Below are 23,215 nucleotides of genomic sequence, written 5' to 3' on the forward strand. Positions count from 1 at the left end.
TTCCTCGCATGGTGGCAACGGTGAGCAACAGTCCGCGCGGCTTTCAAGGCGCCGTCCTCAAGCTGATGCGTGCGTCTGATTTCGTCCTCACGGTGACGGGGAGAACCGAGGTCAGCGAGCACTACCTGCGGCTCGGTTTCGACGCCGGCGGGTTGTTCCAGGCCCACGACCCACACCCCACGATGTGGCTGCGGCTGTGGTTCCCGGCAGAGAAGCCGCATCAGCGGGCCTACACGCTGGTGAACCCGAACGTCGACGACGGGACCTTCGACCTCGAGTTCGCCCTGCACGACGGGTTCGCTGCGGACTGGGCACAGTCGGCGCAGGTGGGTGACACCATCAGCGCGACGCTGCTGGGGTCGAAGTACGACCTCCCGGAGACGCGGCCCGACGGCTATGTCGTCGTCGGCGATCTCGCGTCCCTACCCGCCGTCAATTCGCTGCTCAGCAGCATCGGAGACGCCCCGGCCACGGTGTTTCTGGAGTGGACGCACGAGTCCGACCGCGAGCTCCCCGTCTCCACCACGTCCACGACGACGGTCACCTGGGTGGAGCGGAAGGGTGAGGGGGCCGCGCTGGTGGAGGCCGTGACCTCTGCGGCCTTCGACGCTCCCGGCCACCACGCCTGGGTCGCCTGCGACACGAAGACCACCCGCGCGGTCTCGGCTGTGCTGAAGTCGAACTACGGGATTGTGAAGAAGGCGATCAAGGCGCAGGGGTATTGGATTCCGTAGGCGCCTTCGGCACACGGGCGCGAAAAGGAGTGCGTGAGGACTCTTTTTCACGCCCGACCGGCGCAGCCACCACCGCCCACACTCCGATCGCGATGACGGCCAACACCTCGACCACCACCAGCACGCGCTCGACCCACCCGAGGGTGATCAGGCGATACCACGGCGTGCCGGTCACGATCGATCCGACGATCGAGTAGATCAGCGGCAGAAACGCCACCGCGGACGCGATCCCGAGGCCGAACGTCCACTGCGCATACCGGCCCCACATCTCGTCTCGTCGCCACCGCCGGCTCAGCAGAATCGCGGCGAACGGAAGGGCCACGAAGGCAACGACACTCGCCAGTCGATGGATGTCACCACCGATGCTCTGCGGCTGCGACCAATCCTGCTTCGGCACCGCCACGACGACCACGAGTCCGATTGCCCACAGCCACATGGCAATCGACGCGCCGGACCGCCAGGTCGTGATGCCGCGGCGGACCAGCGGCGCGAGCACGAGAACGGATCCGACGGCCAGAGCGAGGACGCCGAGATTGAAGATCCACCGATCGGGACCGAGACCGTACTGACTGATGGTGCGGCGCAGTTCGTCCGCCGAGGCGAGGGCGTTGCGCACGTCGAGGCCGCCGACCATCACCACCGCCACCGCGAGAGAGGCCATGCCCGTGATGGCAGCGGGCGACGAGCGTCGGACTACGGAAGTCATGTCACCCGACGATAGCGATCAACCGCGGTAGGTGCGGGCCGCCGTCGTCGACAGGAGCGCGAGAATCGCAAAACCCATGAGGCCGTTCACCACTGCAGCACCGATGGCTTCGACCACGGCGCCGGCCGCGAGGAACGGCAGCACGATGATGGCCACCGTGATGAGGCCGACGATCCAGCTGAAGAAGGTGTTCGGGGAGGGGACCGCCTGAAACAGCAAGAGGAGAAGCGCTCCGGCGAGCAGGGCAGCGAGCGCGCCGTAGACGCCTGCGAGCCACGGATCGTCCGCGCCGTAGATCCATGCGACGTTGGTGCCGGTGCGCTGATAGATCGCCTGCACGATCAGCGTCGCCACCCAACCCGCAACGAACGCCACGATGGCCGTTGCCACGACACCGCCGACGAACGGGCCGACGTCGAACTTCGGTGTCCCCGCTTGCGGCTTGCCCGGCTGGCCCGGCTGTGTTGCGTAGGCGCGGGTCCTGTCGTCCCCGTAGCCGTAACCGTCCGGTTCGCGTGGGTAGCGATCGCTCATGGGTGAATCCTAGGCGGCTGCGCCCCCTGTGCGCGTTTCCGTACCCCTGACGCGCACAATCAAAAGTAGCTAAATCAATTGGTCACTAACCTGCTAAGCTAACTGTGTGGACCTCGCCGACGACCCAATCGCCACCCGGCTTCAGGCCGTCGCATCCTTGAGTCAGCGCATGTCCGCGAACATGGCCTCTCACCTCGGTGTCAACGCGACCGATCTGGCGGCCATGGAACACCTGATCACCGACGGCCCGCTCACCGCGAGCGAGCTGGCGAGCCGCCTCGCGGTCACCACGGCCGCGAGTACCCACATCGTCGACCGTCTCGAAAAAGTGGGTCACGTCTCGCGCGAACGACATCCGACGGACCGCCGCAAGCTCATGGTCACCCCGGCCGAAGAATCCGTCGACGCAGCGTTCGCGCACATGGCCCCGATTTTGACCGGGCTCGAATCGGTCATTTCCGACCTGAGCGACGACGACCGTGCCGTGGTCGAGGACTTCCTGAGCCGAGTCGTCGACGTCTTCACCTCCGCCACCACAACCGAAATGGAGGACTCATGAGTCCCCGAACCGTGCTCGTATCCGGTGCCAGCGTTGCCGGACCCACCCTCGCCTACTGGCTCGAGCGAAGCGGCGTCAGCACGACCGTGATCGAACGATTCCCCGAACTCCGTTCCGGTGGCCAGAGTGTCGACCTGCGCGGGGCGGGTCGCACCGTCGTGCAACGGATGGGCATCGAAGACGCCGTTCGTGCCGCCGGGACCGGCGAGACCGGACTGCAGTTCGTCGACAGCAGAGGAAAGATCAAGGCGCAGTTCGGTTCCGACACCATGGATGGAGAAGGTCCGACCGCCGAACTCGAGATCCTCCGCGGCGACCTCGGGAAGATCCTGTACGACCACACCCGCGACCGCACCGAGTACGTCTTCGGCGACTCGATCACCGGCATCGACGACGACGGCGATCGCGTGCGAGTGTCGTTCGAGCACAGTGCCGATCGCGATTTCGACATCGTCGTCCTTGCGGAAGGGCTCCGTTCGCGGACACGATCGATGGTGTTCGGCGACGACGTGAGCATCCGCGACCTCGGCATGTACACGTCGTACTTCACGATCCCGCGCGTGGAATCCGATACCCAGTGGGCGCAGTGGAGCAACGCACCGGGCAGTAGATCGGTTTTGCTTCGGCCCGACAACGTCGGAACCACCAGAGCCACGCTGTCCTTCATGACCGACCCGAAGGGCTACGAGACACTGACTGTCGACGATCAGAAAGATGTTCTGCGACGGACGTTCTCGGACGCGCCGTTCGCTGCCCGCGCTCTCGCCGGGCTGACGGACACACCCGACTTCTACTTCGAATCGCTCGGTCAAGTGACGATGTCGACATGGTCCAAGGGTCGCGTCGTGCTGCTCGGCGACGCGGGCTACTGCGCCTCACCGATCAGCGGCATGGGCACCTCGCTCGCCACGGTCGGCGCTTACGTTCTGGCCGGAGAGATTGCCTCGCACGACGATCACCGTGACGCGTTCACCGCGTACGAATCCATCATGCGCCCCTACGTCGATCAAGCGCAGAAACTGGCTTCCGGTGCGCCGCGAGTCGCCAACCCCAAGACGAAGCTCGGTGTCGCGACCATGAACGCAGTCCTCGGACTCGCGTCGCGCATCAAGATCACGTCGCTGTTCGGAAAGTTTGCCTCGCCGCCGTCCGACAAGATCGATCTGCCGAACTATGCGGTTCCGATCACGTAGCGGGTCACCGAGGTGGTGACCGCGGCGTCCGTTGCCGGAGTCACCGACGCCGGATCCGTTCCCGTCAGCAGGTAGCGGCCGTCGCCCTCGACGTCGATCCAGGTGAATCCGCCGGCGATCGTGTCGATGCAACAGTCGGCGCGTGTCGACGTGCCGACCAGTAATTCGCCTCCGCCGCTTCGCTTTCGGTTGAGCAGGCGAGTGAGACGGTGTCGGTCGTCGTTGGAGTCCGTCATCACGTTCGTCGACGTCGCGACCGTTCCGCCTCGTTCTCGTCCGGGGGCCATGGGAGGCAGGGTGATTCGTGGGATGACGTCGGACGACGACATCAACTCCACGACGATCTCATCGGATTCTTGCTTCGCCACGACGGCCTGCGAACCCACTGTGGCCGCGTGCAGCATCGCCCCTGGTTCACCGTCCACGAAGCCGAATGTCTGCACGCGCAGTTCGGCATTCGACAGGACGTTCAGCGCTGTCGCGAGGCCGTCGTCCGTTGTTCGGACGGCTGCGGCGCGCTGTCCGGCGAGCTCGTCGGCAGTCGCTACGTGTGCCCGCCAGGTGAAGGGAAACGGCAGCCGGTCCTGTCGTGTAGTTCCCCAGAGCACGACGAATTCGAGTGCGGTGAAGCGCCATTGCGACGTCGTGATCATCCGATGACCGGTGGTGCGACGAGCGGAAGGTCGCCGACGAGTTCGTCCCCGTTGTCGACGTTGACCAGGTAGCCCGGAATCGTGTGCTCGCCGTCCTGATCACCACCCGCCCGGCCGCCACCCGGCATCATCCCTCCCGCGCCGTACATGCCACGGCCGGAACCACTTCCGTCGACGCGTCCACTCGGGTTCTGCATGACGCTCGGGTTCGATCCAGCGGTCTGCGCGCCGGAGCCGTAGGGCGCGCGGGGAGATCCGCCTCCTGCGCCCGCACTGCTTCCTCCGCCTGCTCCCACGCCCGAACCGGACCGACGACTCCCACCGGGTGCCCAACTGGCGGCGTGCGTGTCGGCCGGCGCCGTGGACATCGTCGACGGGACGGCCGAACCTGTGGTTCCGCTCGGGGTCCCCGGCGCCGAGGTGGTCGCCGGCTGCTGGGTTACGGCCTGCTGGGTTACTGCCTGCGCGGGCGCGTTCGTCGACGCCGCCGTGGTGTCGGCCGGGTGGGCAGGCGCGACGTCGGCCGAACCTCCCGAGAATTGCGTGCCGCCCGAGTTCGTCGGAGCGAATCCGGTTGAGGCGTAACCACTCCCGGAAGGAAGGGTCGACGCTGGGATCGATCCGGCACCGCTGCCCGTCGGATCGAAGGGCGGGGGAAGCTGTGGTACGCCGGTATCGGACTGTACGACGACGGGGGAGTAGACGGTGTTCATGACCTGAACCGCTTCATGACGTCTTTCCTCCGCCTCGGCTCGTGCGGCGACGACGTTCCCGGGGAGTGCGTACGGGAATCCTGTCATCATTCGGGCGAAGTCGGTGAACGTAAACGACTGTGGCGGAGGCACTTGCAGCTTGGTCTGTTCGAATCCGGTGTACGACTCCTCGAGCTTGTTCGCCACGACGTCCAGTATCTCGACGAGTCGGTGGGATTGGTCGGCGTATTGCCGGACCGCAGCCTTGGCCCCCGCCGCGGCCGCCCCGGTCCACTCCGTGTTCAGGATGGGATCGATCTGCGCCCACAGTCCGTCCACCACCGCGCTGAACTGCTCGTGTGCGCCCCTCCACATCTTGGCACTGCTCAGCACTTCGCCGGGCTGCAAATTCTGGACGTGGAAGAAGATCTCCTCGTGGCTGTACGCGTCGAAGGCTTCCGGCTGCACCACTTGCGGCAGCATGTCGACGGACCCGATCTGCCCCATGGCGTCGCGCGTGTTGGCGTAGATCGCGTCGCGCTGGTCGTTGCCGGCGTTCTGCGCGGCCTCGGACGCCCGCTCGGCGTCGGAATCGTGGCCGGTGATGGTGTCGCCGATTTCTTCGACGACCTCTCCGACTTGCGAGAAAAATGACACGCGAATCCCCCCGGATCTTTCAGGTCTATTTGATCGAGTTTTCGAGCAGGGCGGTGTTGCTGTCCTCGGCCGCCTGGTAGCCCGCGCCTGCCTGCACGAACACCTCACGGAGGCGCTGGATGACGTCGATGTGCTGCTGGATGACCTGTTCGAACGACTGGTTGCTGCCGGATGCGAGGTCGAAGAATTTCTTGCCGAGGGCCTGGCCGGAGGGGAGGGTGCCGAAGGATTCGGCTTTGACCATGTAGCGAGTCGCGTCGGCGATACTTTGCAGTCCGGTGACGTACTGATCACATGCAGCGACGCACTGCGCAGTTGCTTCCTCCGACAGTGACACTTGATCCCTATCACCACTCATGATGTCGCCTTTCTCGCGTTAGTTGCTTCTGTCAGCGCGGCAAGTACGAGTCGAGTGCATTTGCCGCTCGAGTAGCTACGTCGCAGGGGGGACTGGCGCTCACTTCGTTGACTTTCGTCGTGACGCGGACGATGAGTACGCCCCGACTCGAAGAAAAGGCGACGTCGCAGTCGGACAGGTCGGGATCGTTCACGTCCAGATACGACACTGCGTCTCTTGTTCCGACGACAACTTCTTGGAATGCGCGGCTCTGTGGATTGTCTCGTACCTGATCGAACGAATAGGTCGTCGACAAGACGCCCAGGTAATACCAACTGTTGCTGTCCCATTTGCAGACGTTCCATTCCGATAGGTCGACGCCGAAGATGTCTGGCTGCTCCGTCCCCGGATCCGCCCCCGCCGCCGCAATCGCCTCGTCCGGGATAGAGCACGGATCGAACTGCGCATCCCCGAGCGGCGCTGCCGTCGGCGATCCGGCCACCGCATCCGAACCGCAGCCGGCCGCCACGACGACCGCAGCACACGCCGCCATCACCCGCACCGATTTCCCCAACGTCGACACCTCCCACCTGACTACTCAGACGCAGCCGACGGCCATCTGGTTCCCTTCGATCCGAGTGGATCCGTGGGACAGGCGGTCGGCGTCCCGATTGTGCAGGATCTGTCTCGGATACCGAGACAATTCCTGCACTCCCGCCGATCCTCAAGCTTTTACCGCGCTCAGCACGGACTTTCCTTCACAACCGCCTGCTCGGCCAAGCCAACGGTCCGAATCCGTGCCCAACTTGCCTTCCCACGCGGAAATCCGCGCCAGTCTGCAACTCGAGCGGGAACGGTCGAAGCCCCAGCAACTCCGAAACCACCCCCGGTACCCTCGACACAGTGAGACGCCTGATCGTCCTGCTCGTCCTTCTGATCCTGTTCGGCGTCCCCTGGTGGACCCTGTTCTTCTGGGGTTCCGACTGGCCGACGGCCGTCCAGGTGCTCGGTACCCTAGGCACCCTCGCTGCCGCCGGCGTCCTGCTCGTCGGCATGCGTCTCGGCCATATGCAGCACAAGGATTGGGCGGCGCGCGTCGGCGACAGCCTGCTGGGCCTCGTTTGGATCGTGTTCGTCTGGTCGGTGCTCAGTCTTGTTCTGCGCCTTGCACTACTGGGCCTCGACGAACCGAACAGATCGCGCATCGTCGCCTCGGCGGTGGCGATCACCACCATCGCCCTCGCCGCGTGGGGGCACTACGAGGCCATGCGTGTTCCCCGCGTGAAGAAGCAGACGATCGACATCGACGGACTCAGCCGGGACCTCCGAATCGTCCTGATCACCGACACCCACTACGGTCCGATCAATCGCGAGAAGTGGTCTCGCAGAACGATCGAGAAGGTCAACACCCTCGATGCCGACGTCGTGTGTCACGTCGGAGACATCGCAGACGGGTCCGTACTGCAGAGACGCAACCAGGCCGCGCCACTCGAAAAGGTCCGAGCCAAGAGTGCCCGCGTATACGTCACCGGCAACCACGAATACTTCGGCGAAGCGCAGGAGTGGCTCGACCACATGGAGTCCCTGGGCTGGGATTCCCTACACAATCGGCACATCACCATCGACGGCACTCTCGTGATCGCCGGTGTCGACGATCGCACAGCGAAGGGACCGGGACACGGGCCGGACCTGGAGAAGGCCCTGAAAAACGCCGACCCCGACCTGCCCGTCTTCCTCCTCGCCCACCAGCCCAAGCAAATCGCTCAGGCCGTCGGCAAAGTCGACCTCCAGGTATCCGGCCACACCCACGGCGGTCAGATCTGGCCGTTCAACTTCTTGGTTCGTATCGACCAGCCGGTGGTGCACGGTCTCAGCCGACACGGTGAGAGAACGCAGCTCTACACGAGTCGCGGTTCGGGATTCTGGGGCCCGCCGTTCCGCGTGTTCGCACCGAGCGAGATCACCCTTCTGACGCTGCGGTCCCCGCAATATTGACCAACCACGATGTGCCGAACTTGTCGGTCAGCATCCCGAACGTGTCACCCCACGGCGCCTTGTTCAGGCCCATCGTGAACTGAGCTCCGTCGGCGAGTTTGTCCCAGTAGCCGGTCAATTCGGTTTCGTCGTCGCCGCTGAGGGACACCGAGTACGTGTTGCCGGGTGTGAATTCCATGCTGGACGGGACGTCGGAACCCATCAGCGTGAAGCCGTTCGGAGTGTCCAACTGGCCGTGCATGATGTAGTCCTTCTCGGCCGGATCGTCACTCATCTGGTTTTCACCGAAGGTCCGTAGGTCCAGCTCTCCACCGAAGACGCTCGCGTAGAACTCCATCGCCTCGCGGGCGGTGCCTCGGAAGTTCAGGTACGGATTCAGGCGAGTGGTCATGGTCACATCCTCACACGTCCTCCGGTTCGTCGACGGGGAACGCGTCCTCGATTCCGGTGAGAACTGCGCGCCGTAGCGCGGGCGGAACGTCCAGCGTCTCACCGGCCACGAGCCACTTCTGATCGGCGAACGCGCGCAACCGCTCCGATGCGAGCAACGCGACCTGCCGGTCGTCGGGCTCGAGACCCTCGTAGGAGTCGTCGATGGGATTGAGTGGCGGATCGGGAAGCATCGCAGCCAGAAGCGACTGCGCTGCAAGGGTATCGACGACGCTGAGCATGGCCTCCTCGTCGACGTCGGACATCAACTGTGCCGAGACGTAGTGTGCTGCAGCCAGCCTCAGCACCTGCAGATCGGAGCGCGCGCGAAATGCTTCTGCCGCCGGTCCTGCCGTGGCTTCACCGTCGTCGATGGTGATGATGTGCGCCGAGGCTGCGGACGCCAACTCGGCCAATTTCGGTACGTCGTAGGCGGATTCACCGTCGGAGCGGGGGACTCCCAAGGCGTCGGCCAGCTCGCGCAGCGATGTGGGGGTGAGGTCGCGGCCGTTGCCCACCCAGTCCAGCATGGTGTCGAGCGAGGTCATGAGCGGGAGATCGCGGAGGGCGGCGAGCTCGTCGTCGGGCGCGATGTCGGGTAGTTCGACGTCCTCGGGTTCGAGCATCGCGGCGCCGTCGCCCACGAAGTCGGAGAAGTCGTCCATGCAGTGTGCGTAGTCCTCGTCGGACCCGGTCCACGAGTCGGTCTCGTCCAGGAACGCCAGGTAGGTCAGCGAGCTCATGACGATGCGCAGCGCGGCTTCCTCGTTGTCGGCCACGAGGCCGTCGGCAATGTCGAGGAGAACGTGCGCGTCGTCGGGCGTCCACGCAGTGGGGTCGAAGTCAGGGTTGGCGCGGCCCATCTGAGTCAGCGTGACGTCCAGCAACTTCGCTATCTGCTCGGCGTCGGACGCCAATTCGGTCTCCCGCAGGTAACCGGTGAAATCGTCGACCAGGTTGCGCAGGCTGCGTTGCGCGGCGGACGCGGTCGGCCCCGACTTCAACCGGCTCTGCCGAGCTTTGGTCTTTGCGGCGCGCTTCTGCCCTGCGTTGCCGGGTCGTTTCGATGCCATGGAGTCGAGCCTATCGGGGCGTCGACACCCATTGCACGTACTGCGCCCGTGCCACGGACAGCAGAGCCGCGGCTTCGTCCGGGTCGACGCGCGAAATGAGGTGCGAGCTGATCAGGAGGGACGTCAGCAACTGGGCGCGGTGGTCGTTGTCGGTCGCCTCGGGGAAACGCCGAGCCAGCGCGACGGTCAACGCGGAGGTCAGTTCGCGTCGGTAGTCGCTGACGATCGTCACGGTGGCCGCATCGTGCGCGGCGCTCTCGGCTGCGGCGTTGACCAGCAGACATCCACGATCGACGACGGTCTCGGCCAGGTACTTGTCGACGGCATCCTCCTCGTGCGACTCGGTCAGAGCGCGCAACCGCGGATGAACGACGGTGGCCAGGTAGTTCTGGACGGCCGCATCGAACAGCCCCCGCTTGCTGACGAACGAGTGATAGAGGCTGGATCGGTTCAATCCGGTCGCACGCTCGAGATCGGGGAGCGACGTCGCTTCGTAACCGCGGGCCCAGAACAGATCGCGAGCCGACGCGACGACGTCGGCGGCGTCGAAGGTCTTGGTCCTTCCCATGGCGACCCTCCTTTTTTGAACTGATCGTTTCAGTATACGGTGGATGAATGATGAGCACCCAAATTCAACTCGTATCGCGTCCCACCGGCTGGCCCACCGCCGACAACTTCAGGACAATCGTTGTCGAGTTGCCCGAACTGGTGCCCGGGCAGGTGCGAGTGCAGAACGAGTTCATCTCCGTGGATCCGTACATGCGCGGACGTATGAACGATGTACGTTCGTACATCCCGCCTTTCGGCATCCGCGAGACGATGACGGGCGGGGCCATCGGGCGAGTCCTCGAATCGACGGTGGACGACATTGCCGTCGGCGACGTCGTGTCCCATCAGTTCGGCTGGCGTGACATCGTGCAGGAGGACGCCAAGGGATTCCGTGTGGTGCAAGAGATTCCGGGAGTACCGCTGTCGGCGTACCTCGGAATCCTCGGAATGACCGCTCTGACTGCCTATGTCGGACTTCTCGACATCGCGGAGATGAAGGAGGGCGACGTCGTGTTCGTCTCCGGCGCTGCTGGAGCCGTCGGAAGTGCGGTCGGTCAGATCGCTCGGCTCAAGGGCGCGTCTCGGGTGATCGGGTCCGCCGGGTCTGCTGAGAAGGTCGAATTGCTTACCGGCAAGTACGGTTTCGATGCCGCGTTCAATTACAAGGACGGTGCGGTCCGCAAGCAGTTGGCGACCGCCGCGCCCGACGGCATCGACGTGTACTTCGACAACGTGGGCGGAGACCACCTCGAAGCGGCCTTGGCGTCGTTCAACAACGGCGGCCGTGCAGCGCTCTGCGGGGCCATCTCGGTCTACAACAACACCGAGGCGCCGGTCGGCCCGAAGAACATGGCCAACATCATCTCCCGCGCCTTGACGCTGAAGGGTTTCACCGTCGGTGGCTACTTCGGCCGCATGCCAGCCTTCGCGGCGGAAATGACCGAGTGGCTGAAGAACGGCGACGTGGTGTTCGACGAGACCGTCGTCGACGGAATCGACCACGCTGTCGACGCATTCTTCGCCATGATGAACGGCCAAAACACCGGAAAGATGGTCGTTCGCATCTAGCTGGACTAACCTCCCACCGTGGACCGGACAAACCTGATGCCGTGGATCGAAGCCGAGCGACTCCGCTTGGCCGATTTCCTCGACACTCTCGGCGACGACGACTGGTCCGTCCAATCACTCTGCGGCTCTTGGACAGTGCACGATGTTGCCGCTCACCTGACGATGGTGACGCGCATCGAGATCCCGTCACTGATCGTCGGAGCGATCAAGTCTCGCTTCAACTTCAACCGCATGGTGGACGCCGGTGCACGGGATCTTGCCCGCAAGTACACGCCGGCCGAGCTGATTGCGCGCTTCAGGGAGACGGCGGCGTCGCCCAAGCGTGCCCCGGGATCGTCACCGCTCGATCCTTTGGTCGACGTTCTGGTGCACGGTCAGGACATCGCCGTTCCGCTGGGACGGCCGTTGCCGATGCCCACCGAACAGGCACTCGCCGCGCTCGGGCACGCATCCACCGCCAAGTTCTACGGTGCGCAGAAGCGGTTCGCCGGCCTGCGCCTGGTCGCCTCCGACGCCGACTGGACGCTGGGCGACGGAGACGAAGTGCGTGGTCCGGTGTCGAGTTTGTTGTTGCTGTCGACGGGTCGACCGGTGGGCCTCGAGAACGTCGACGGACCCGGCGTACCCACGCTCACCGCGCGCGTGACCCGCTCATGACGCCTCGAAGCGGGCGTGCACCTCGGCGCTGACGATGATGTCCTCCGGTTTCACGGTCACCGAGTCGGCGCTCTTCGCCATTGCCGCGAATGTACGAGCAGCGTCCATCGATGCCTGCATCAACCCTGGATCCGCGAGGGCGACCGGCCGGACCTGCGACAGTGACAGGCTGCGCGCGTAGGCGGTCGCCTTCGCCACCGCGTCCTGCACGGCGAGGTCGCGGATCCGCTCGACGGTGGCATGGCGGGTCCGGTCGGTCAGCGTCCATTCGAATCGGCCCACCTCCACGCCGTCCAGGTCGACGATGGCCTCGACGAACGGCCCGATCAGGTCGAACTCCGAAAACTTCACGCGCACATCGGAAGTCGCGGTGTACACGTACGGCAGCTGCTCGCCCGATTCGCTGTACGGCCGGTGGCGTGACCGTCGCACCTGATCCACGAAATGGTCCGTCACCCCGAGTTCGGTGACACGTCTGGTGAGCTCCGCGGTCTGCGCCGTGGCCGCCGAGGAGACGTCCGCTGCGATCAGACCGTCGAACCGAACTGTCATATGCACGGTGCAGCGCTCCGGCGGGCACGACTCCTCGTGCCGGCCCGACACGGTGATCGTCACCGTCACGTGCGAGCCCTCCACGCCGACCATGCTCCGGTGCACCACAACGCCCAGGCAATCAGGAGCGGCTGGAACAGCAGCCGGATTCCTCGCGCCCGATCGGTGTCGAGACCGAAAGCGTCTGTATGGGTGACGAATTGCGAAATGTTGCCGGGGAAGACCGCCAGGAAGAACAGGGCGACGATCCACCCCACTGCGATCCGCCACCTCGTCAGCAGTATCAACGAGGCGCCGAGCACAATTTCGACGACGCCGGACGCGAGAACCACGAAGTCGGCATCGAGCGGAACCCACGTCGGCACCTGTGCCTGGAACGTCTCCCGCGCGAACGTCAGGTGAGCCGTCCCGGCGAACAGCAGGAAGGCGCCGAGCACGACGCGGCCGACGGTCTGCGCCCGCGTCGACGGTCTGATGGTGGTGGTCATGGGTGCACGCTAGCCGTACCGGTTGCGAATCCGGTGCTGGGTGGTTCGAAAAGTGAACCGCTCAGCACCGAATTCTGTCGAGGGAACCGTGTGGGTGGACTCAACGTCCAAACTGACATGTTCGAAGATCTGCTGGCGGCCCAGGACGGCGTTCTGACGCGTGATCAGGCCGAGGCGCACGGCGTTGGGAAGCAAGCAATCAATCGCCTGATTCGCAGCGGCCGCTGGGAGCGCCGCGGTCCGAACGTCTACTTCGCATGCGACCGCCCCTTCACCGACCGAGCTCGAATACGCTGCGCTGTATGAGCTTCCGGTGACCGGGCCACCGTAAGTGGACCGGCCGCGGCATTCTGGCTCGGTCTGGACACCGATGCGCCCGACCTGGTCGACATCACGACCCCAAGGTCAGGACGCAGCCGACCGATTCCCGGCACCCGCATCCGGCGGCGTGAACTGTCGTACTCCGATGTCATCGTTCGCAACGGGGTCCGGGTCACAGCGCTGCCCCTTACCGTTCTCGAATGCGCGGTCCGCCCGGGCGGCACCCGACTCATGGATGCCGCTCTTCAACGGCACACCAGCCTGGGGGCGCTGAAAGCAGCGCACGCGCGGAATGCGGGGCGAACCGGCGCCGCCGCAGCCGGAGCGCTGCTCAGGTCGGCCGAGGGAGGTGCCCGATCCGAGGCGGAGCGTCTCTTCGCGCGGATCCTGACTGCGGGACAGTGCACCGGCTGGATCGCGAACTATCGGTGGGGGCCTTGTGTTCTCGACTTTGCGTTCGTCGAGGAACGGCTCGCGATCGAGATCGACGGGTGGGCGTTCCACAGCGATCCGGGCGCGTTTCAGCGTGACCGGACCCGGCAGAACGCCATCTCCAGCGACTGGACCGTGCTCCGGTACACCTGGGCGGATCTAACGGAGCGACCGCAGGAGGTATTGCGTGAAGTTCAGGCCGTCCTGAACCGAATCCGGTGCCGGGCGGTTCGATAATCGAACCGCTGAGCACCGGATTCCCGGCGTTCGCTTTTCCGGAGCCTGGCACACTGGTCTCATGAGTCGTATTTGTCTGGTTTCTGCCGTCACCCTGTCCGCCGTCGTCCTGACTGCCTGCGGGTCGTCGTCCGAGCCTGAGCCGGCCGCGCCGTCCAGCACGCCTTCCACCACCGCGCAGCCGACCACGACCGCCGCGCAAAGCCAAGCCACCGTCTACACCCTCCCCGGCTCCGGCGTCTTCCCCGAAGGAATCACCGCGGACGACAACACCTTCTACGTCACCTCGACCGCCGACGGTGCCGTGTTCCGCGGAACCGTGGGTACGCCCGACGTGGCGCCTTTTCTCGCCGGTGGGCAGGACGGGCGAACGGGCGCAGCGGGTCTCGACGTCGAGGACAATCGTTTGGTGATCGCGGGCGGCGCCACCGGCACGGTCTGGATCTACGACACCCAGTCGGGTCAGCTGACAGGACGTTTCAGTAACGGCCTCGGCGCCGATGCGACGTTCCTGAACGACGTTGTGATCTCCGACGACGGCGACGCCTACATCACCGATTCGCGAAGCCCGAATCTCTATCGCATCCCGGAGTCCCGAGTGGACGGAAACAACCCCGCACAGGCACCTCTGGAGTCGTTCGTGGACTTCACGGGATCGCCCTTCGTCTACGGCGAGGGTTTCAACGCCAACGGCATCGTGGAGGCCGACGACGACGCTCTCGTTGTGGTGCAGTCGAGTACGGGCAATCTCTACCGCGTGGACGAGGAGTCGAGGGCCGTCACCGCGGTCGACCTCGGCGGCGCCAACGTCCAGAACGGCGACGGTATGGAGACCGACGACGACACCCTCTACGTCGTCCGCAATCGCGACGGGCTGATCACGACGATCGACCTTTCCGACGACGGTACGTCGGGTCGGGTGACCGGTGAGATCACCGACCCGAGCTTCGCGTACCCGACCACGGTGGCATCGGTCGACGATCGACTTCTCGTGGTCAACAGTCAGTTCGACAAGCGCGGAGGCACTCCCGTCGAACCGTTCACCGTCAGCGGCGTCAGGAAGAACTGACCATTCCGCGGTGCATCACCCGGTCACCCACCACACCCGCGTGGTCCGCACGGTGCATCACGCATCGGTTGTCCCACATCACGACGTCGCCCGGCGACCACGAGTGGCGCAGCAGGTTGTCGTCTCGCGTCGAATGGCCGACGAGGTAATCGACTGTCGCCCTTGTCTCCTCGGGCTGCACACCGGTGACGGCAGCGCATCGTGCGGGCGCGGACAGGTACAGCGCGGTGCGCCCGGAGATGGGGTGGTCCAGGAACAGTCGGTGGTCGGCGGACGTTTCCTCGTCCTCGCCGAGTTCTAGGCCGGTCACCACATGGGTGACGACGGCGTCGGCCAGCTTCTCGCGCACGTCCGCGGGAAGCGTGTCGTAGGCGGCGTACTGGTTGCTGAACTGGGTCTGCCCACCCTGCGCCGGCACCTCGACCGCCCGTAACGCGGTGTAGGCGGGCGGGTGTCGCACGTAGCTGGTGTCGACGTGGAAGTTGGATTTCGGGGGTGTCGTGCGACCGACGTTGGAGATGACGTTCAGGTCGGGAAACCCGTCCACGGGAGTCTCACCGGTGGTGAACATCAGCTCCCCGAATGCCTGCAGGAACGCGAGGAACGCAATGTCGTCCACGAACTGCTCCGGCATGACCACCACGCCGTGCTCGGAGAGAATCCGCTTCAGTTCGGTGACGTCGTCCGAGGTGATGTCGTCGACGCGAATGTCGGTGACACGAGCGCCGACGGGAGTGAGTACCTCGTACTTCATAGCAGTTCCTTCAGAGAGATGGCGAACAGTCGGTCGACAGGAATGCCTGCGGCGGAGGCCATCACGGCCACCACACTGGTAGGGGCGTACGAGCAATACAGACCGGCTTCGATGAACCAGGGATTGCCGTCGGGGTCGATGCGGAAGTCGAACAGGCTGTAGTGGCGGGCACCGAGCGCTGTATGGGCCAGACGTGCCGCTTCCCATACCTTCTCGGTGACGGGGTCGTCGACGGCGACGATCCAGGCCTTCGTCGCCTCCTTGGCCACGAGGTAGAGATCGCCGTCGTCGGTGCGGTTCAGCTTGTCCCCGCGCCGGCGAATCTCGTCGACGGCATATTCCTCCAGCGGGAGACACACCAGTTCACCGTCGCGAACGATGACGCCGCACCGCACTTCGCGTCCGAGCGGGATGTACGACTCCACCAGCGCCGCATCTGAATACGTCAGTGCATCGGCGACAGCCGCATCGAGTTCGGCCGGATCCCGAACCAGCGTCACACCCATGGAGTTGTCGGAATCGACCGGCTTCACCACGACGGGCAACGGCACGTCGACGTGCCCGACGGCAGGCACGACGACGCCGGACGGGACCGGAACGCCGGCGGCCGCAACGATGGCCCGCGCAGTGTTCTTGTCCGCCGTTGCGGCCATCAGGTCGGGGCGGTTGCCGACATAGGGGATACCGAGCAGGTCGAAGAGCGAGCGGTAGGTGGTCATGCCCGGCAGGCAGAACATCTGGGGCACCATGACGTCGATGTCCGCCGACGTCAGGTGCGCGATGGCGTCCGACAGCGACAACGGTTGCGCCGCAGCAACAGCGGCAAAGCTGTCGGCGAAGCGCCACGAACCGTCGGGAGAGACGAACGCGATCTCGATCCGGTAGGCGCCCGCGACAGCGTCGACGAATCCCGACGCGTACACGCGCGACAGGTCGGCGTGGAAGTCGTCGACCGCCGACCCCGCCAGAACGAGAACGGACAGCGGTGCCATCAGTCACCTCCTACTTCGACCAGCTTGCCGATGTTGAAATCGATTCGCGTCCAGCCCTTCTTGCTGCGCATGTTCTTGATCAGCAGCGACGGGATCTGAAGGTGGTGCACCAGAAAGTACGGCCACGGGTCCCACGACGCATAGATGGCATCGGTCCCGGACAAGATGGTTTTGAGCCGAGAGAGTCGATTGCCTTCGGTGACGAGCCGCCACAACTCGTGGTAGATCCAGTACGTCGGCTTGGAGGCCGAGGTAGGAACGATCACGGGGTGTCCGTCCTCGAGGTACGCCGCAGCCACCTCGGGATGGTCGTAGAACATCGTGATGGCCGAGTGGGTGCGCGGGTTGCACTCGATCGCGTACGCGTGACCGTCTGCTGCTTCGATGAAGTCGAACGCCATCTGACCGGTGGCGCCGAGCGACTCGACAAAAGTCTCGACCCACGAGAGGATTTCGGGCTTGTCCACCATCGCGTAGTTGACCTGGAAGGCCGACGACTCGCAGCACGCGTACACCTGCAGCTTGCCGTCCCGCACGGTTCCGTGTGTGCAGTACTCCTGCCCGGTGACGAACTGCTGGAGAATCCACGGGTCGTCGTCCGAGATGTGCAGGCTCCGCGCGAAGTCCAGATTCGGATTCTCGCGCGAGAGGCGAGTCAGGTCCATCCGGCCGACCGGGTTGTACGCAATGCGTTTGAGGATGTACTCCCGGCCGGGTGGGAAGTCGAACTCCTCGATCTGCTTCACATCGGTGATGCGTCGCGAATCAGGCACTCGCACACCGAATTTACGGGACAGTTCGGAGAACTGGTCCTTGTCGTCGAGCATGCGCACCGTGTGCGCGTCACCGTGGATCACTTCGCAGTGCGGATCGAGCAGCGCTCGGGCGTCGGCATCGTGGATGCTCGCCGCCGGACTGGCGACGGGCACGAATACGTCCACGCTCTCTGTGACGACGATGTCGAGCAGCGCCTCGGCGTACCCCGGTGCCGTGGGCTCGGGAACGGTGTAGAAGCGGTCCACCGCCTTCGAGAACCGATGACCGGTGAAGCGGTACTTCGCGGACTCCACCAGAATCACCCGGTGACCGGCGAGGTGGAACGATCGCGCCAGAGCCAGCGACTTCGTCATCTTGCCGCCGCTCACGAGAACCGTTTTGGGGGAACGAGTTCGGGTGGTCATCGGGGGAGTGGGACGACGAGACGCCAACACCGTGATGGCCAGGTCGACCGGTAACGTGACGGTCAACCCGGCCAGCGCGGCAATGCTTTTCAGCACCTACGCCTCCACCCGTCGGATGAGGGTCACCCCATCGCGCAACGGCAGGATCACCTGTTCGACCCGCGGGTCGTCGGCCACCGCGCGATTGAACTCGGCGATGGCGTCCCCGTTCACGGACCGCTTTCCGGTGGCCCACGGTTGCCCCTGCATCAGCGTGTTGTCGACGGCGACAACAGCATTGGGGGCCAGGAGATCACTGTCCATCAGATACCGGAAGTACTCGAGGTAGCCGGGCTTGTCCGCGTCGACGAACACCAGATCGAACGGCCCACGGAGCCGTTTCACGGTCTCCAACGCCGGACCGACCTCGACGGTGATGGAGCGGCCGGCCTCGGACTCGGCGAAGCACCGCCGCGCGAAGTCCGCCACGCCCTCGTCGAGCTCGCATGCGGTGACCGACCCGCCCGCAGGCAGCGCCTCCGCCATGGCCAGCGCGGAATACCCGGTGAACATGCCGATCTCGAGAATCCGGGAGGCGCGGGTCATGTGCACCAGGAACTTCAGCGTCTGACCTTCGACATGGCCGGACAGCATTTCCTGTTCGAGCGGGCCGGTGCCCCAGTCGGCTTCCCGTGTGCGCCGGGCCAAGTCGGCCAACGCAGGTGACTCGGACGTGGTGCACGCGTCGAGATACGGGTCGAGCCCGGCCGCCAGATCGCGTGCACGACGCACGCGAGCCAGCAGTTCGGGCTCGATCCCGACGATCTCGCTCAGTTGCCCTGCGATGTCACCCAGTTCGGCCGCCAGGATGGTGGTCGGCGTGACGGGGCGTGCAGAGGTGGTGATGGAGTCAGGCATCGACTAGCGGGCAGACCGGAGGTCGGTCGGGTCAGCAGCGGTGAACATGTCGATGCCGTCGCCGCCGCGCTCGAAGTCGAGAACGATCTTCTTGTGCAGCGACAGCGTGTCGGCGAGTTCGTCGGTGGTCACGTCGTTGAGGAACGTGCACGCGCCGATCGGATCGGGAACGGCGGCGCGCAGCAACCCGTCACGCGTCTTGAGGATGGACGACGTTGCCTCGGTCAGCAATTCGGGTGTCAGGTAGTCACTGTCGAGAGCGAGTCCCAGACGGTTCATGACGCCCAGAATCCGGTCGCGATCGGCGGTGGACAGCAGTCCACGCTGTTCGGCCAGGGTTGCAGACAGGGCCATGTCGATGTTGATGGCGTGGCCGTGGAAGAACGGAGCCGGCGGAGTGAGCTCGAGGGTCGGGCTCCAGGTGTGGCCGTAGGCAATCACGCGGTCGAGCATGATCTCGTGCAGGTTCGGCGCCTCGAGTACGAGCATCGTGTCGATCGCCTGGTACGTCAGACGGTCGGCGACATCCCGCAGTTCCGGGGTTCCGTCGAGGTGACCGAAGCGTGTCTTCAGCAGCTCGGGTCCGTACTGATCGAGCATGTCGAAGATCTCGGAATTGCCGACCACCGAGATCTTGATCAGCTCGGCCATGCCGTTGCGGACCTGGTCTTCGGGCAACGTCTTGAGGAACGAGAAATCGAGCAAGACCTTCTCGGATGCGTGGTAAGCACCGAGACGGTTCTTGTGCTTGCCGTAGTTGACCGCCACCTTGATGGAGACGCTGGCGTCGATCAGACCGATCAGCGTGGTGGGGATGCGGATGTACGGAGTGTTGCGTCGATAGCTGGCGCAGGCGAACCCGGCGACATCGGTGGTCAGGCCTCCGCCGACAACCAGAACCGGCTCCGTGCGAACGAGTCCGAACCGGTCGAACTCACCGACGATGCGCTCGAAGGTCTCGATGGATTTCGCGGTCTCGGCGATCTTCACCGGGACGACGCTCAGGTCGATCGAGTAGTGGTCGAAGTACGCCGTCATCTGCTCGCCGTAGATGGCGTGGACCGACTCGTCCACGACCATCAGACACCGGCCGTAGGGCCGGTAGCTGTCGGCGAGTTCGGTGTTCTCTATCGAGAAGACACCATCGACGTACAGAAGGTCGTACTCGATCTTCTCGTAACCTTCGACGTGAAAGGCCCGCTCCGTTGCGGTCACCTGCGCCTGCATCGAACTCATAGATTGGATCCTTGTCTGTCACAGCGTGACGGTGTCCATCACGCTCGGGAGCGACTGTCTGCCACAGGGTTCGAAGCAGTCAGCCGCATCGGATGACCCGTCAGCTGTTGGTCAGCTGGCGGAGATGGCTGGGATCCAAGCTGTCGACTGTTTCAACTGCGGCCGAAAAATCGCCGCCCTTGGTGTTGGAATTGGGGAACGCGACCACCTTCACGGACGCTGCGGAAGCAGCTTGGACGCCGCCTTCGTTGTCCTCGATCGCGACGGCTGCGGAGGCATCCTCACCGAGCTGCTCGAGTGCGTAGAGGTAGGACGCGGGGTTCGGCTTGCTCTCCTGGACCTTCGACAGGTCGACGACGACGTCGAACGAGACGTTGTCCAGAGCACCGAGGAGTGCGGTGATGTTCTCCGGGAGCGTGGTGGTGACGAGTGCGGTCTTGAAACCGTTGGCCTTTGCCTCGGTCAAGGATTCCACGACGCCGGGGCGCGCTTCGACGCCCTCGCTGCCTACCAGCTTCTGGAAGATCTCGGACTTCGTGGCGTGCACCGCCTTGGCGTCGACGTCCTGATCGACCGACTTCGCGTAAGCGGCGACACGCTTGGCGCCACCGTTGGTGTTCAACGTTGCGCGGTAGTCCTCGCGCGACCACTCCCAGTCGAGGTTGTGAGCCTTGAAGGCTTCATTGAAGGACCTGCGCTGCAATTCGGACGTATCTGCGACGGTGCTGATCGATCCGAACAGGATGGCGGCCATCGGGTTCCTCTCAGTGCGGTGCTGGTGAACGTCCAGCGCCGAGTATTCGATGCTGGACGTGAGCTCGGACCGAACCGGTCCCAGCGTCACGAGTGTGTGCCCCCTCACCAAGCGCCCCAAACGGCGTTCGAGATGAAACTTGGGTGCACTGCTGTGCGCTGACCGCACGTCGCAGCACCCGAGTTTTCGAATTACACGCATGAAATTCGTTCCCTCACTTCATCTCTCGATTTCCACATTTCTTGCGGTCCGCCAACATCTGAGTCATGATCTTTCACAATCGTCACTTCTGCCACGGCAGTCACACGCGACACATGGGGAGATCGAATGCGCTTGCACCAACGGGTGGCCGTCATCGGTACAGCTCTGACGGTCGCCGTCGGTGGGTTCACGGTGCTCTCCGCCGGAGTCGCGTCTGCTGAGCCCTGCGGCGTCACCGGCGTCGGCTCGACCCCGTTCGGCAACATCTTCGGCAGCAGCAGCTTCGGAAGCAGTGGTGCAGGGGGATCCGACCCGCAGGGCCCGCAAGGGGCGCTACCGGACCTGGGCGCCGGCAACACCAGAGCGGTCTCGTGGGTGACCGGTCCGCGGAGCCCGAACAGTACGTACGACCGGTTCGGCATCTCGGGCACCGATCTCGGCATCAGCTGGGACAACGGCAAGGGTCAAACCCTCATGGCTTTCGGTGACACGTTCGGCAACTGCTCCGTTTCGGCGGGCCAGTGGCGCTCCAACGTTCTCCTGCGATCCAACGACTCCAACCTTGCCGACGGAATCGACGTTCCTAATGCGGTGCCGGGCGATGTCGACTCGGGATCGCCGGCCGACGTTCCGAACTTCTCCCGCGAGATCGTGAACTCGCTGAAGATCCCCGAGGTCGAGTCGACGACGATCCCGACGTCCGCCATCTCGATCGGCAACGACCAGTACCTCAACTACATGTCCGTTAGATCCTGGGGTGCACCCGGCCGCTGGGTCACCAACTTCTCGGCGATCGCCAAGTCCAGCGACAACGGACAGACCTGGACCACCGACCAGAGCACGATCCGCGTCAACACCGGAATCACCCTCCCCGGAGGCGGCCAGGTCGATCGCAATCAGGGCAAGTTTCAGCAGGTGGCCTACATGAAGGACAGGGACGGTTACGTCTACCAGTACGGAACGCCCAACGGGCGGTTCGGCGCGGCCTACCTGTCCCGCTTCCTGCCGCAGGACATCACCACGCTCGGCAAGTATCAGTACTACACGGGCGCCGGGACGTGGTCGAACAACATTGCGGACGTGAAGGACACCGACGTGGTGGTCGGTGACCCCGTGAGCGAGATGTCCGTCGCGTGGAACGACTACCTGAAGAAGTACGTCATGCTCTACGGCAACGAGGTCTCCGGTTCCATCGTCGCCCGCACCGCCGACAAGCCGGAAGGCCCCTGGAGCGGTGAGAAGACGCTGATCTCACGCCTGCAGAACAACGGCGGCATCTATGCGCCCTTCATCCACCCGAAGTCCAGTGGGCGCGACCTCTACTTCACCGCGTCGCAGTGGTCCGGCTACAACGTGATGATCATGCGGACGGATCTGGACGCGCTGCGCTGACCATCCTGAAGTGCTCGGCGATGTCCCCGGCCGTCGTGAACCACACCCCGTCGGAATTCGACGTCATGTGCTCCAGCGCAGCCCGAAAGTGCTTGAGCCGGTAAGGCTGTCCCGTCAGAAACGTATGCACGGAGATCGCCAGCACCACGGCCTGTTCGTCCGAGTTCTCCTTCAGTTCGTCGAACGAGTCGACGATCATGTTCTCGAACGTTTCCGCCGTTCCGTGATGGTGCACGAACACCGGTAGGTCGTTCACCTCGTGCGGATAGGGGACACTCAGCAGCGGTCCCCCGCGCGTCGAGAGCCACACCGGTTGGTCGTCGATGGGCCAGTCCAGGGTGTACTCGAATCCCACCTCCGTCAACAGATCTTCGGTCACTCGTGACGGATTCGCGCCCGGGCTCATCCACCCTCGCGGCGGTGCACCCTCGTGCTGCTCGATGGCGCGATAGACCTCCTCGATGGTGCGCCGCTCGTCGTCCTCGCCCTGCTGGTTCGGTTGGATCGCGTTGGTCGAACCGTGCGCGACGACGTCGGCATCGAGTTCGCGGAACGCGTCGACCAGATCGGGTGCGTGGTCGTAGATCTCGGTGTTCACCAACAAGGTGGGCCGAATGCCGCTGCGCTGCAGCGTCTCCGCGATTCGGAAACCTCCGACCCGGTTGCCGTACTCGCGCCACCCCCAGTTGTAGGTGTTCGGCTGATCCATGTCCGGGGTGTACCCGAGACCGGGGGAGCCCTCGTCGTAGGGGTAATGCTCGCAGTTCACCGCCACGTACACGGCCAACCGGGCGCCGCCGGGCCACTCGAACTGCGGTCGGTCGGTGATCGCGGAGTAGTCGAAGCGTCCGTGCGAGGGGAGTGCCATCACCC

At 64.5% G+C, this 23,215-nt stretch carries 28 protein-coding genes; 10 read left to right on the plus strand and 18 right to left on the minus strand.

Annotated features, from left to right (window positions below; genetic code table 11):
* The first annotated feature begins 8 nt into the window (after positions 1–8).
* Positions 9–734: a siderophore-interacting protein gene (locus IEW02_RS05245; RefSeq protein ID WP_188543584.1), complete on the plus strand. Its 726-nt coding sequence runs from the start codon at positions 9–11 to the stop codon at positions 732–734.
* Here the strand turns inward: IEW02_RS05245 and IEW02_RS05250 are convergent.
* Both IEW02_RS05250 and IEW02_RS05255 read right to left on the minus strand, forming a co-directional pair.
* The gene (locus tag IEW02_RS05250) at positions 706–1,440 is read right to left on the minus strand and encodes a DUF998 domain-containing protein (RefSeq protein ID WP_188543585.1); all 735 of its coding nucleotides are present in this window, start codon (positions 1,438–1,440) and stop codon (positions 706–708) included. The genes IEW02_RS05245 and IEW02_RS05250 overlap by 29 nt on opposite strands.
* Before the next feature lie 18 nt (positions 1,441–1,458).
* Positions 1,459–1,974: a hypothetical protein gene (locus IEW02_RS05255; protein ID WP_188543586.1), complete on the minus strand. Its 516-nt coding sequence runs from the start codon at positions 1,972–1,974 to the stop codon at positions 1,459–1,461.
* A 106-nt stretch (positions 1,975–2,080) separates the two neighbouring features.
* Between IEW02_RS05255 and IEW02_RS05260 the strand changes: the two genes are divergently transcribed.
* Complete coding sequence (locus tag IEW02_RS05260) at positions 2,081–2,533, plus strand: MarR family winged helix-turn-helix transcriptional regulator (RefSeq protein ID WP_229745780.1); 453 nt, start codon at positions 2,081–2,083, stop codon at positions 2,531–2,533.
* The gene (locus IEW02_RS05265; protein ID WP_188543587.1) at positions 2,530–3,726 is read left to right on the plus strand and encodes an FAD-dependent monooxygenase; all 1,197 of its coding nucleotides are present in this window, start codon (positions 2,530–2,532) and stop codon (positions 3,724–3,726) included. Before IEW02_RS05260 ends, IEW02_RS05265 begins: the two co-directional genes overlap by 4 nt.
* Here the strand turns inward: IEW02_RS05265 and IEW02_RS05270 are convergent.
* The 4 genes from IEW02_RS05270 to IEW02_RS05285 are packed head-to-tail and all read right to left on the minus strand — an operon-like array spanning position 3,705 to position 6,648.
* Positions 3,705–4,379 (minus strand): ESX secretion-associated protein EspG, encoded by a 675-nt coding sequence (locus IEW02_RS05270; RefSeq protein WP_188543588.1) that lies wholly within the window; start codon positions 4,377–4,379, stop codon positions 3,705–3,707. The genes IEW02_RS05265 and IEW02_RS05270 overlap by 22 nt on opposite strands.
* Complete coding sequence (locus IEW02_RS05275) at positions 4,376–5,728, minus strand: WXG100 family type VII secretion target (RefSeq protein ID WP_188543589.1); 1,353 nt, start codon at positions 5,726–5,728, stop codon at positions 4,376–4,378. Before IEW02_RS05275 ends, IEW02_RS05270 begins: the two co-directional genes overlap by 4 nt.
* Before the next feature lie 25 nt (positions 5,729–5,753).
* Positions 5,754–6,086 (minus strand): hypothetical protein, encoded by a 333-nt coding sequence (locus IEW02_RS05280; RefSeq protein WP_188543590.1) that lies wholly within the window; start codon positions 6,084–6,086, stop codon positions 5,754–5,756.
* Positions 6,087–6,117: 31 nt separating this feature from the next.
* The gene (locus IEW02_RS05285) at positions 6,118–6,648 is read right to left on the minus strand and encodes a DUF3558 domain-containing protein (protein WP_188543591.1); all 531 of its coding nucleotides are present in this window, start codon (positions 6,646–6,648) and stop codon (positions 6,118–6,120) included.
* Positions 6,649–6,968: 320 nt separating this feature from the next.
* Here IEW02_RS05285 and IEW02_RS05290 point away from each other — a divergent pair, with 320 nt between their 5' ends.
* A complete protein-coding gene (locus tag IEW02_RS05290; protein WP_188543592.1) occupies positions 6,969–8,060 on the plus strand; it encodes a metallophosphoesterase in 1,092 nt (363 codons plus the stop codon).
* Here IEW02_RS05290 and IEW02_RS05295 read toward each other — a convergent pair.
* The 3 genes from IEW02_RS05295 to IEW02_RS05305 are packed head-to-tail and all read right to left on the minus strand — an operon-like array spanning position 8,026 to position 10,130.
* Positions 8,026–8,451 carry a VOC family protein gene (locus tag IEW02_RS05295; RefSeq protein ID WP_188543593.1) on the minus strand — a complete coding sequence of 142 codons (426 nt, stop codon included), beginning with the start codon at positions 8,449–8,451 and terminating at the stop codon, positions 8,026–8,028. The two genes, IEW02_RS05290 and IEW02_RS05295, sit on opposite strands and share 35 nt — an antisense overlap.
* Before the next feature lie 10 nt (positions 8,452–8,461).
* A complete protein-coding gene (locus IEW02_RS05300; protein WP_188543594.1) occupies positions 8,462–9,562 on the minus strand; it encodes a hypothetical protein in 1,101 nt (366 codons plus the stop codon).
* A gap of 10 nt (positions 9,563–9,572) precedes the next feature.
* Entirely contained in the window at positions 9,573–10,130 is a 558-nt protein-coding gene (locus tag IEW02_RS05305; RefSeq protein ID WP_188543595.1) for a TetR/AcrR family transcriptional regulator, read from the minus strand.
* Positions 10,131–10,177: 47 nt separating this feature from the next.
* Between IEW02_RS05305 and IEW02_RS05310 the strand changes: the two genes are divergently transcribed.
* Positions 10,178–11,179, plus strand: a complete 1,002-nt coding sequence (locus tag IEW02_RS05310; RefSeq protein WP_188543596.1) for an NADP-dependent oxidoreductase — start codon at positions 10,178–10,180, stop codon at positions 11,177–11,179.
* Positions 11,180–11,197: 18 nt separating this feature from the next.
* Entirely contained in the window at positions 11,198–11,836 is a 639-nt protein-coding gene (locus IEW02_RS05315; RefSeq protein WP_188543597.1) for a maleylpyruvate isomerase family mycothiol-dependent enzyme, read from the plus strand.
* Here IEW02_RS05315 and IEW02_RS05320 read toward each other — a convergent pair.
* Both IEW02_RS05320 and IEW02_RS05325 read right to left on the minus strand, forming a co-directional pair.
* The gene (locus IEW02_RS05320) at positions 11,831–12,472 is read right to left on the minus strand and encodes an SIMPL domain-containing protein (RefSeq protein ID WP_188543598.1); all 642 of its coding nucleotides are present in this window, start codon (positions 12,470–12,472) and stop codon (positions 11,831–11,833) included. The two genes, IEW02_RS05315 and IEW02_RS05320, sit on opposite strands and share 6 nt — an antisense overlap.
* Positions 12,454–12,876 (minus strand): DoxX family protein, encoded by a 423-nt coding sequence (locus IEW02_RS05325; protein WP_188543599.1) that lies wholly within the window; start codon positions 12,874–12,876, stop codon positions 12,454–12,456. The genes IEW02_RS05320 and IEW02_RS05325 overlap by 19 nt, the downstream gene beginning before the upstream one ends.
* A 117-nt stretch (positions 12,877–12,993) precedes the next feature.
* Between IEW02_RS05325 and IEW02_RS25405 the strand changes: the two genes are divergently transcribed.
* The 3 genes from IEW02_RS25405 to IEW02_RS05335 all read left to right on the plus strand — a co-directional run bounded on the left by IEW02_RS25405 (position 12,994) and on the right by IEW02_RS05335 (position 14,935).
* Positions 12,994–13,182, plus strand: coding sequence for a type IV toxin-antitoxin system AbiEi family antitoxin domain-containing protein (locus tag IEW02_RS25405; RefSeq protein ID WP_308933152.1), 189 nt, complete (start codon positions 12,994–12,996; stop codon positions 13,180–13,182).
* A 246-nt stretch (positions 13,183–13,428) separates the two neighbouring features.
* A complete protein-coding gene (locus IEW02_RS25410; RefSeq protein WP_308933153.1) occupies positions 13,429–13,866 on the plus strand; it encodes an endonuclease domain-containing protein in 438 nt (145 codons plus the stop codon).
* Positions 13,867–13,927: 61 nt separating this feature from the next.
* Complete coding sequence (locus IEW02_RS05335) at positions 13,928–14,935, plus strand: SMP-30/gluconolactonase/LRE family protein (RefSeq protein WP_188543600.1); 1,008 nt, start codon at positions 13,928–13,930, stop codon at positions 14,933–14,935.
* Here IEW02_RS05335 and IEW02_RS05340 read toward each other — a convergent pair.
* The 6 genes from IEW02_RS05340 to IEW02_RS05365 all read right to left on the minus strand — a co-directional run bounded on the left by IEW02_RS05340 (position 14,922) and on the right by IEW02_RS05365 (position 20,839).
* Positions 14,922–15,689, minus strand: a complete 768-nt coding sequence (locus tag IEW02_RS05340) for a TauD/TfdA dioxygenase family protein (RefSeq protein WP_188543601.1) — start codon at positions 15,687–15,689, stop codon at positions 14,922–14,924. The genes IEW02_RS05335 and IEW02_RS05340 overlap by 14 nt on opposite strands.
* Positions 15,686–16,681, minus strand: coding sequence for a D-alanine--D-alanine ligase family protein (locus IEW02_RS05345; RefSeq protein ID WP_188543602.1), 996 nt, complete (start codon positions 16,679–16,681; stop codon positions 15,686–15,688). The genes IEW02_RS05340 and IEW02_RS05345 overlap by 4 nt, the downstream gene beginning before the upstream one ends.
* On the minus strand, positions 16,681–17,958 hold the full coding sequence (locus IEW02_RS05350; protein ID WP_188543603.1) for an ATP-grasp domain-containing protein: 1,278 nt from the start codon (positions 17,956–17,958) through the stop codon (positions 16,681–16,683). The genes IEW02_RS05345 and IEW02_RS05350 overlap by 1 nt, the downstream gene beginning before the upstream one ends.
* Entirely contained in the window at positions 17,959–18,759 is an 801-nt protein-coding gene (locus IEW02_RS05355) for an O-methyltransferase (RefSeq protein WP_188543604.1), read from the minus strand.
* Between the two features lie 3 nt (positions 18,760–18,762).
* Positions 18,763–19,995 carry a sedoheptulose 7-phosphate cyclase gene (locus IEW02_RS05360; RefSeq protein WP_188543605.1) on the minus strand — a complete coding sequence of 411 codons (1,233 nt, stop codon included), beginning with the start codon at positions 19,993–19,995 and terminating at the stop codon, positions 18,763–18,765.
* A 100-nt stretch (positions 19,996–20,095) separates the two neighbouring features.
* The gene (locus IEW02_RS05365; RefSeq protein WP_229745781.1) at positions 20,096–20,839 is read right to left on the minus strand and encodes an HAD family hydrolase; all 744 of its coding nucleotides are present in this window, start codon (positions 20,837–20,839) and stop codon (positions 20,096–20,098) included.
* A 237-nt stretch (positions 20,840–21,076) separates the two neighbouring features.
* Between IEW02_RS05365 and IEW02_RS05370 the strand changes: the two genes are divergently transcribed.
* On the plus strand, positions 21,077–22,342 hold the full coding sequence (locus tag IEW02_RS05370; protein WP_188543606.1) for a glycoside hydrolase family 183 protein: 1,266 nt from the start codon (positions 21,077–21,079) through the stop codon (positions 22,340–22,342).
* On the opposite strand, the gene IEW02_RS05375 is transcribed toward IEW02_RS05370, so the two are convergent.
* A complete protein-coding gene (locus tag IEW02_RS05375) occupies positions 22,311–23,210 on the minus strand; it encodes a polysaccharide deacetylase family protein (RefSeq protein WP_188543607.1) in 900 nt (299 codons plus the stop codon). The genes IEW02_RS05370 and IEW02_RS05375 overlap by 32 nt on opposite strands.
* Between the last annotated feature and the right edge of the window lie 5 nt (positions 23,211–23,215).

This window comes from Rhodococcoides trifolii, assembly GCF_014635345.1.
In the GTDB taxonomy this organism is placed as follows: domain Bacteria; phylum Actinomycetota; class Actinomycetes; order Mycobacteriales; family Mycobacteriaceae; genus Rhodococcoides; species Rhodococcoides trifolii.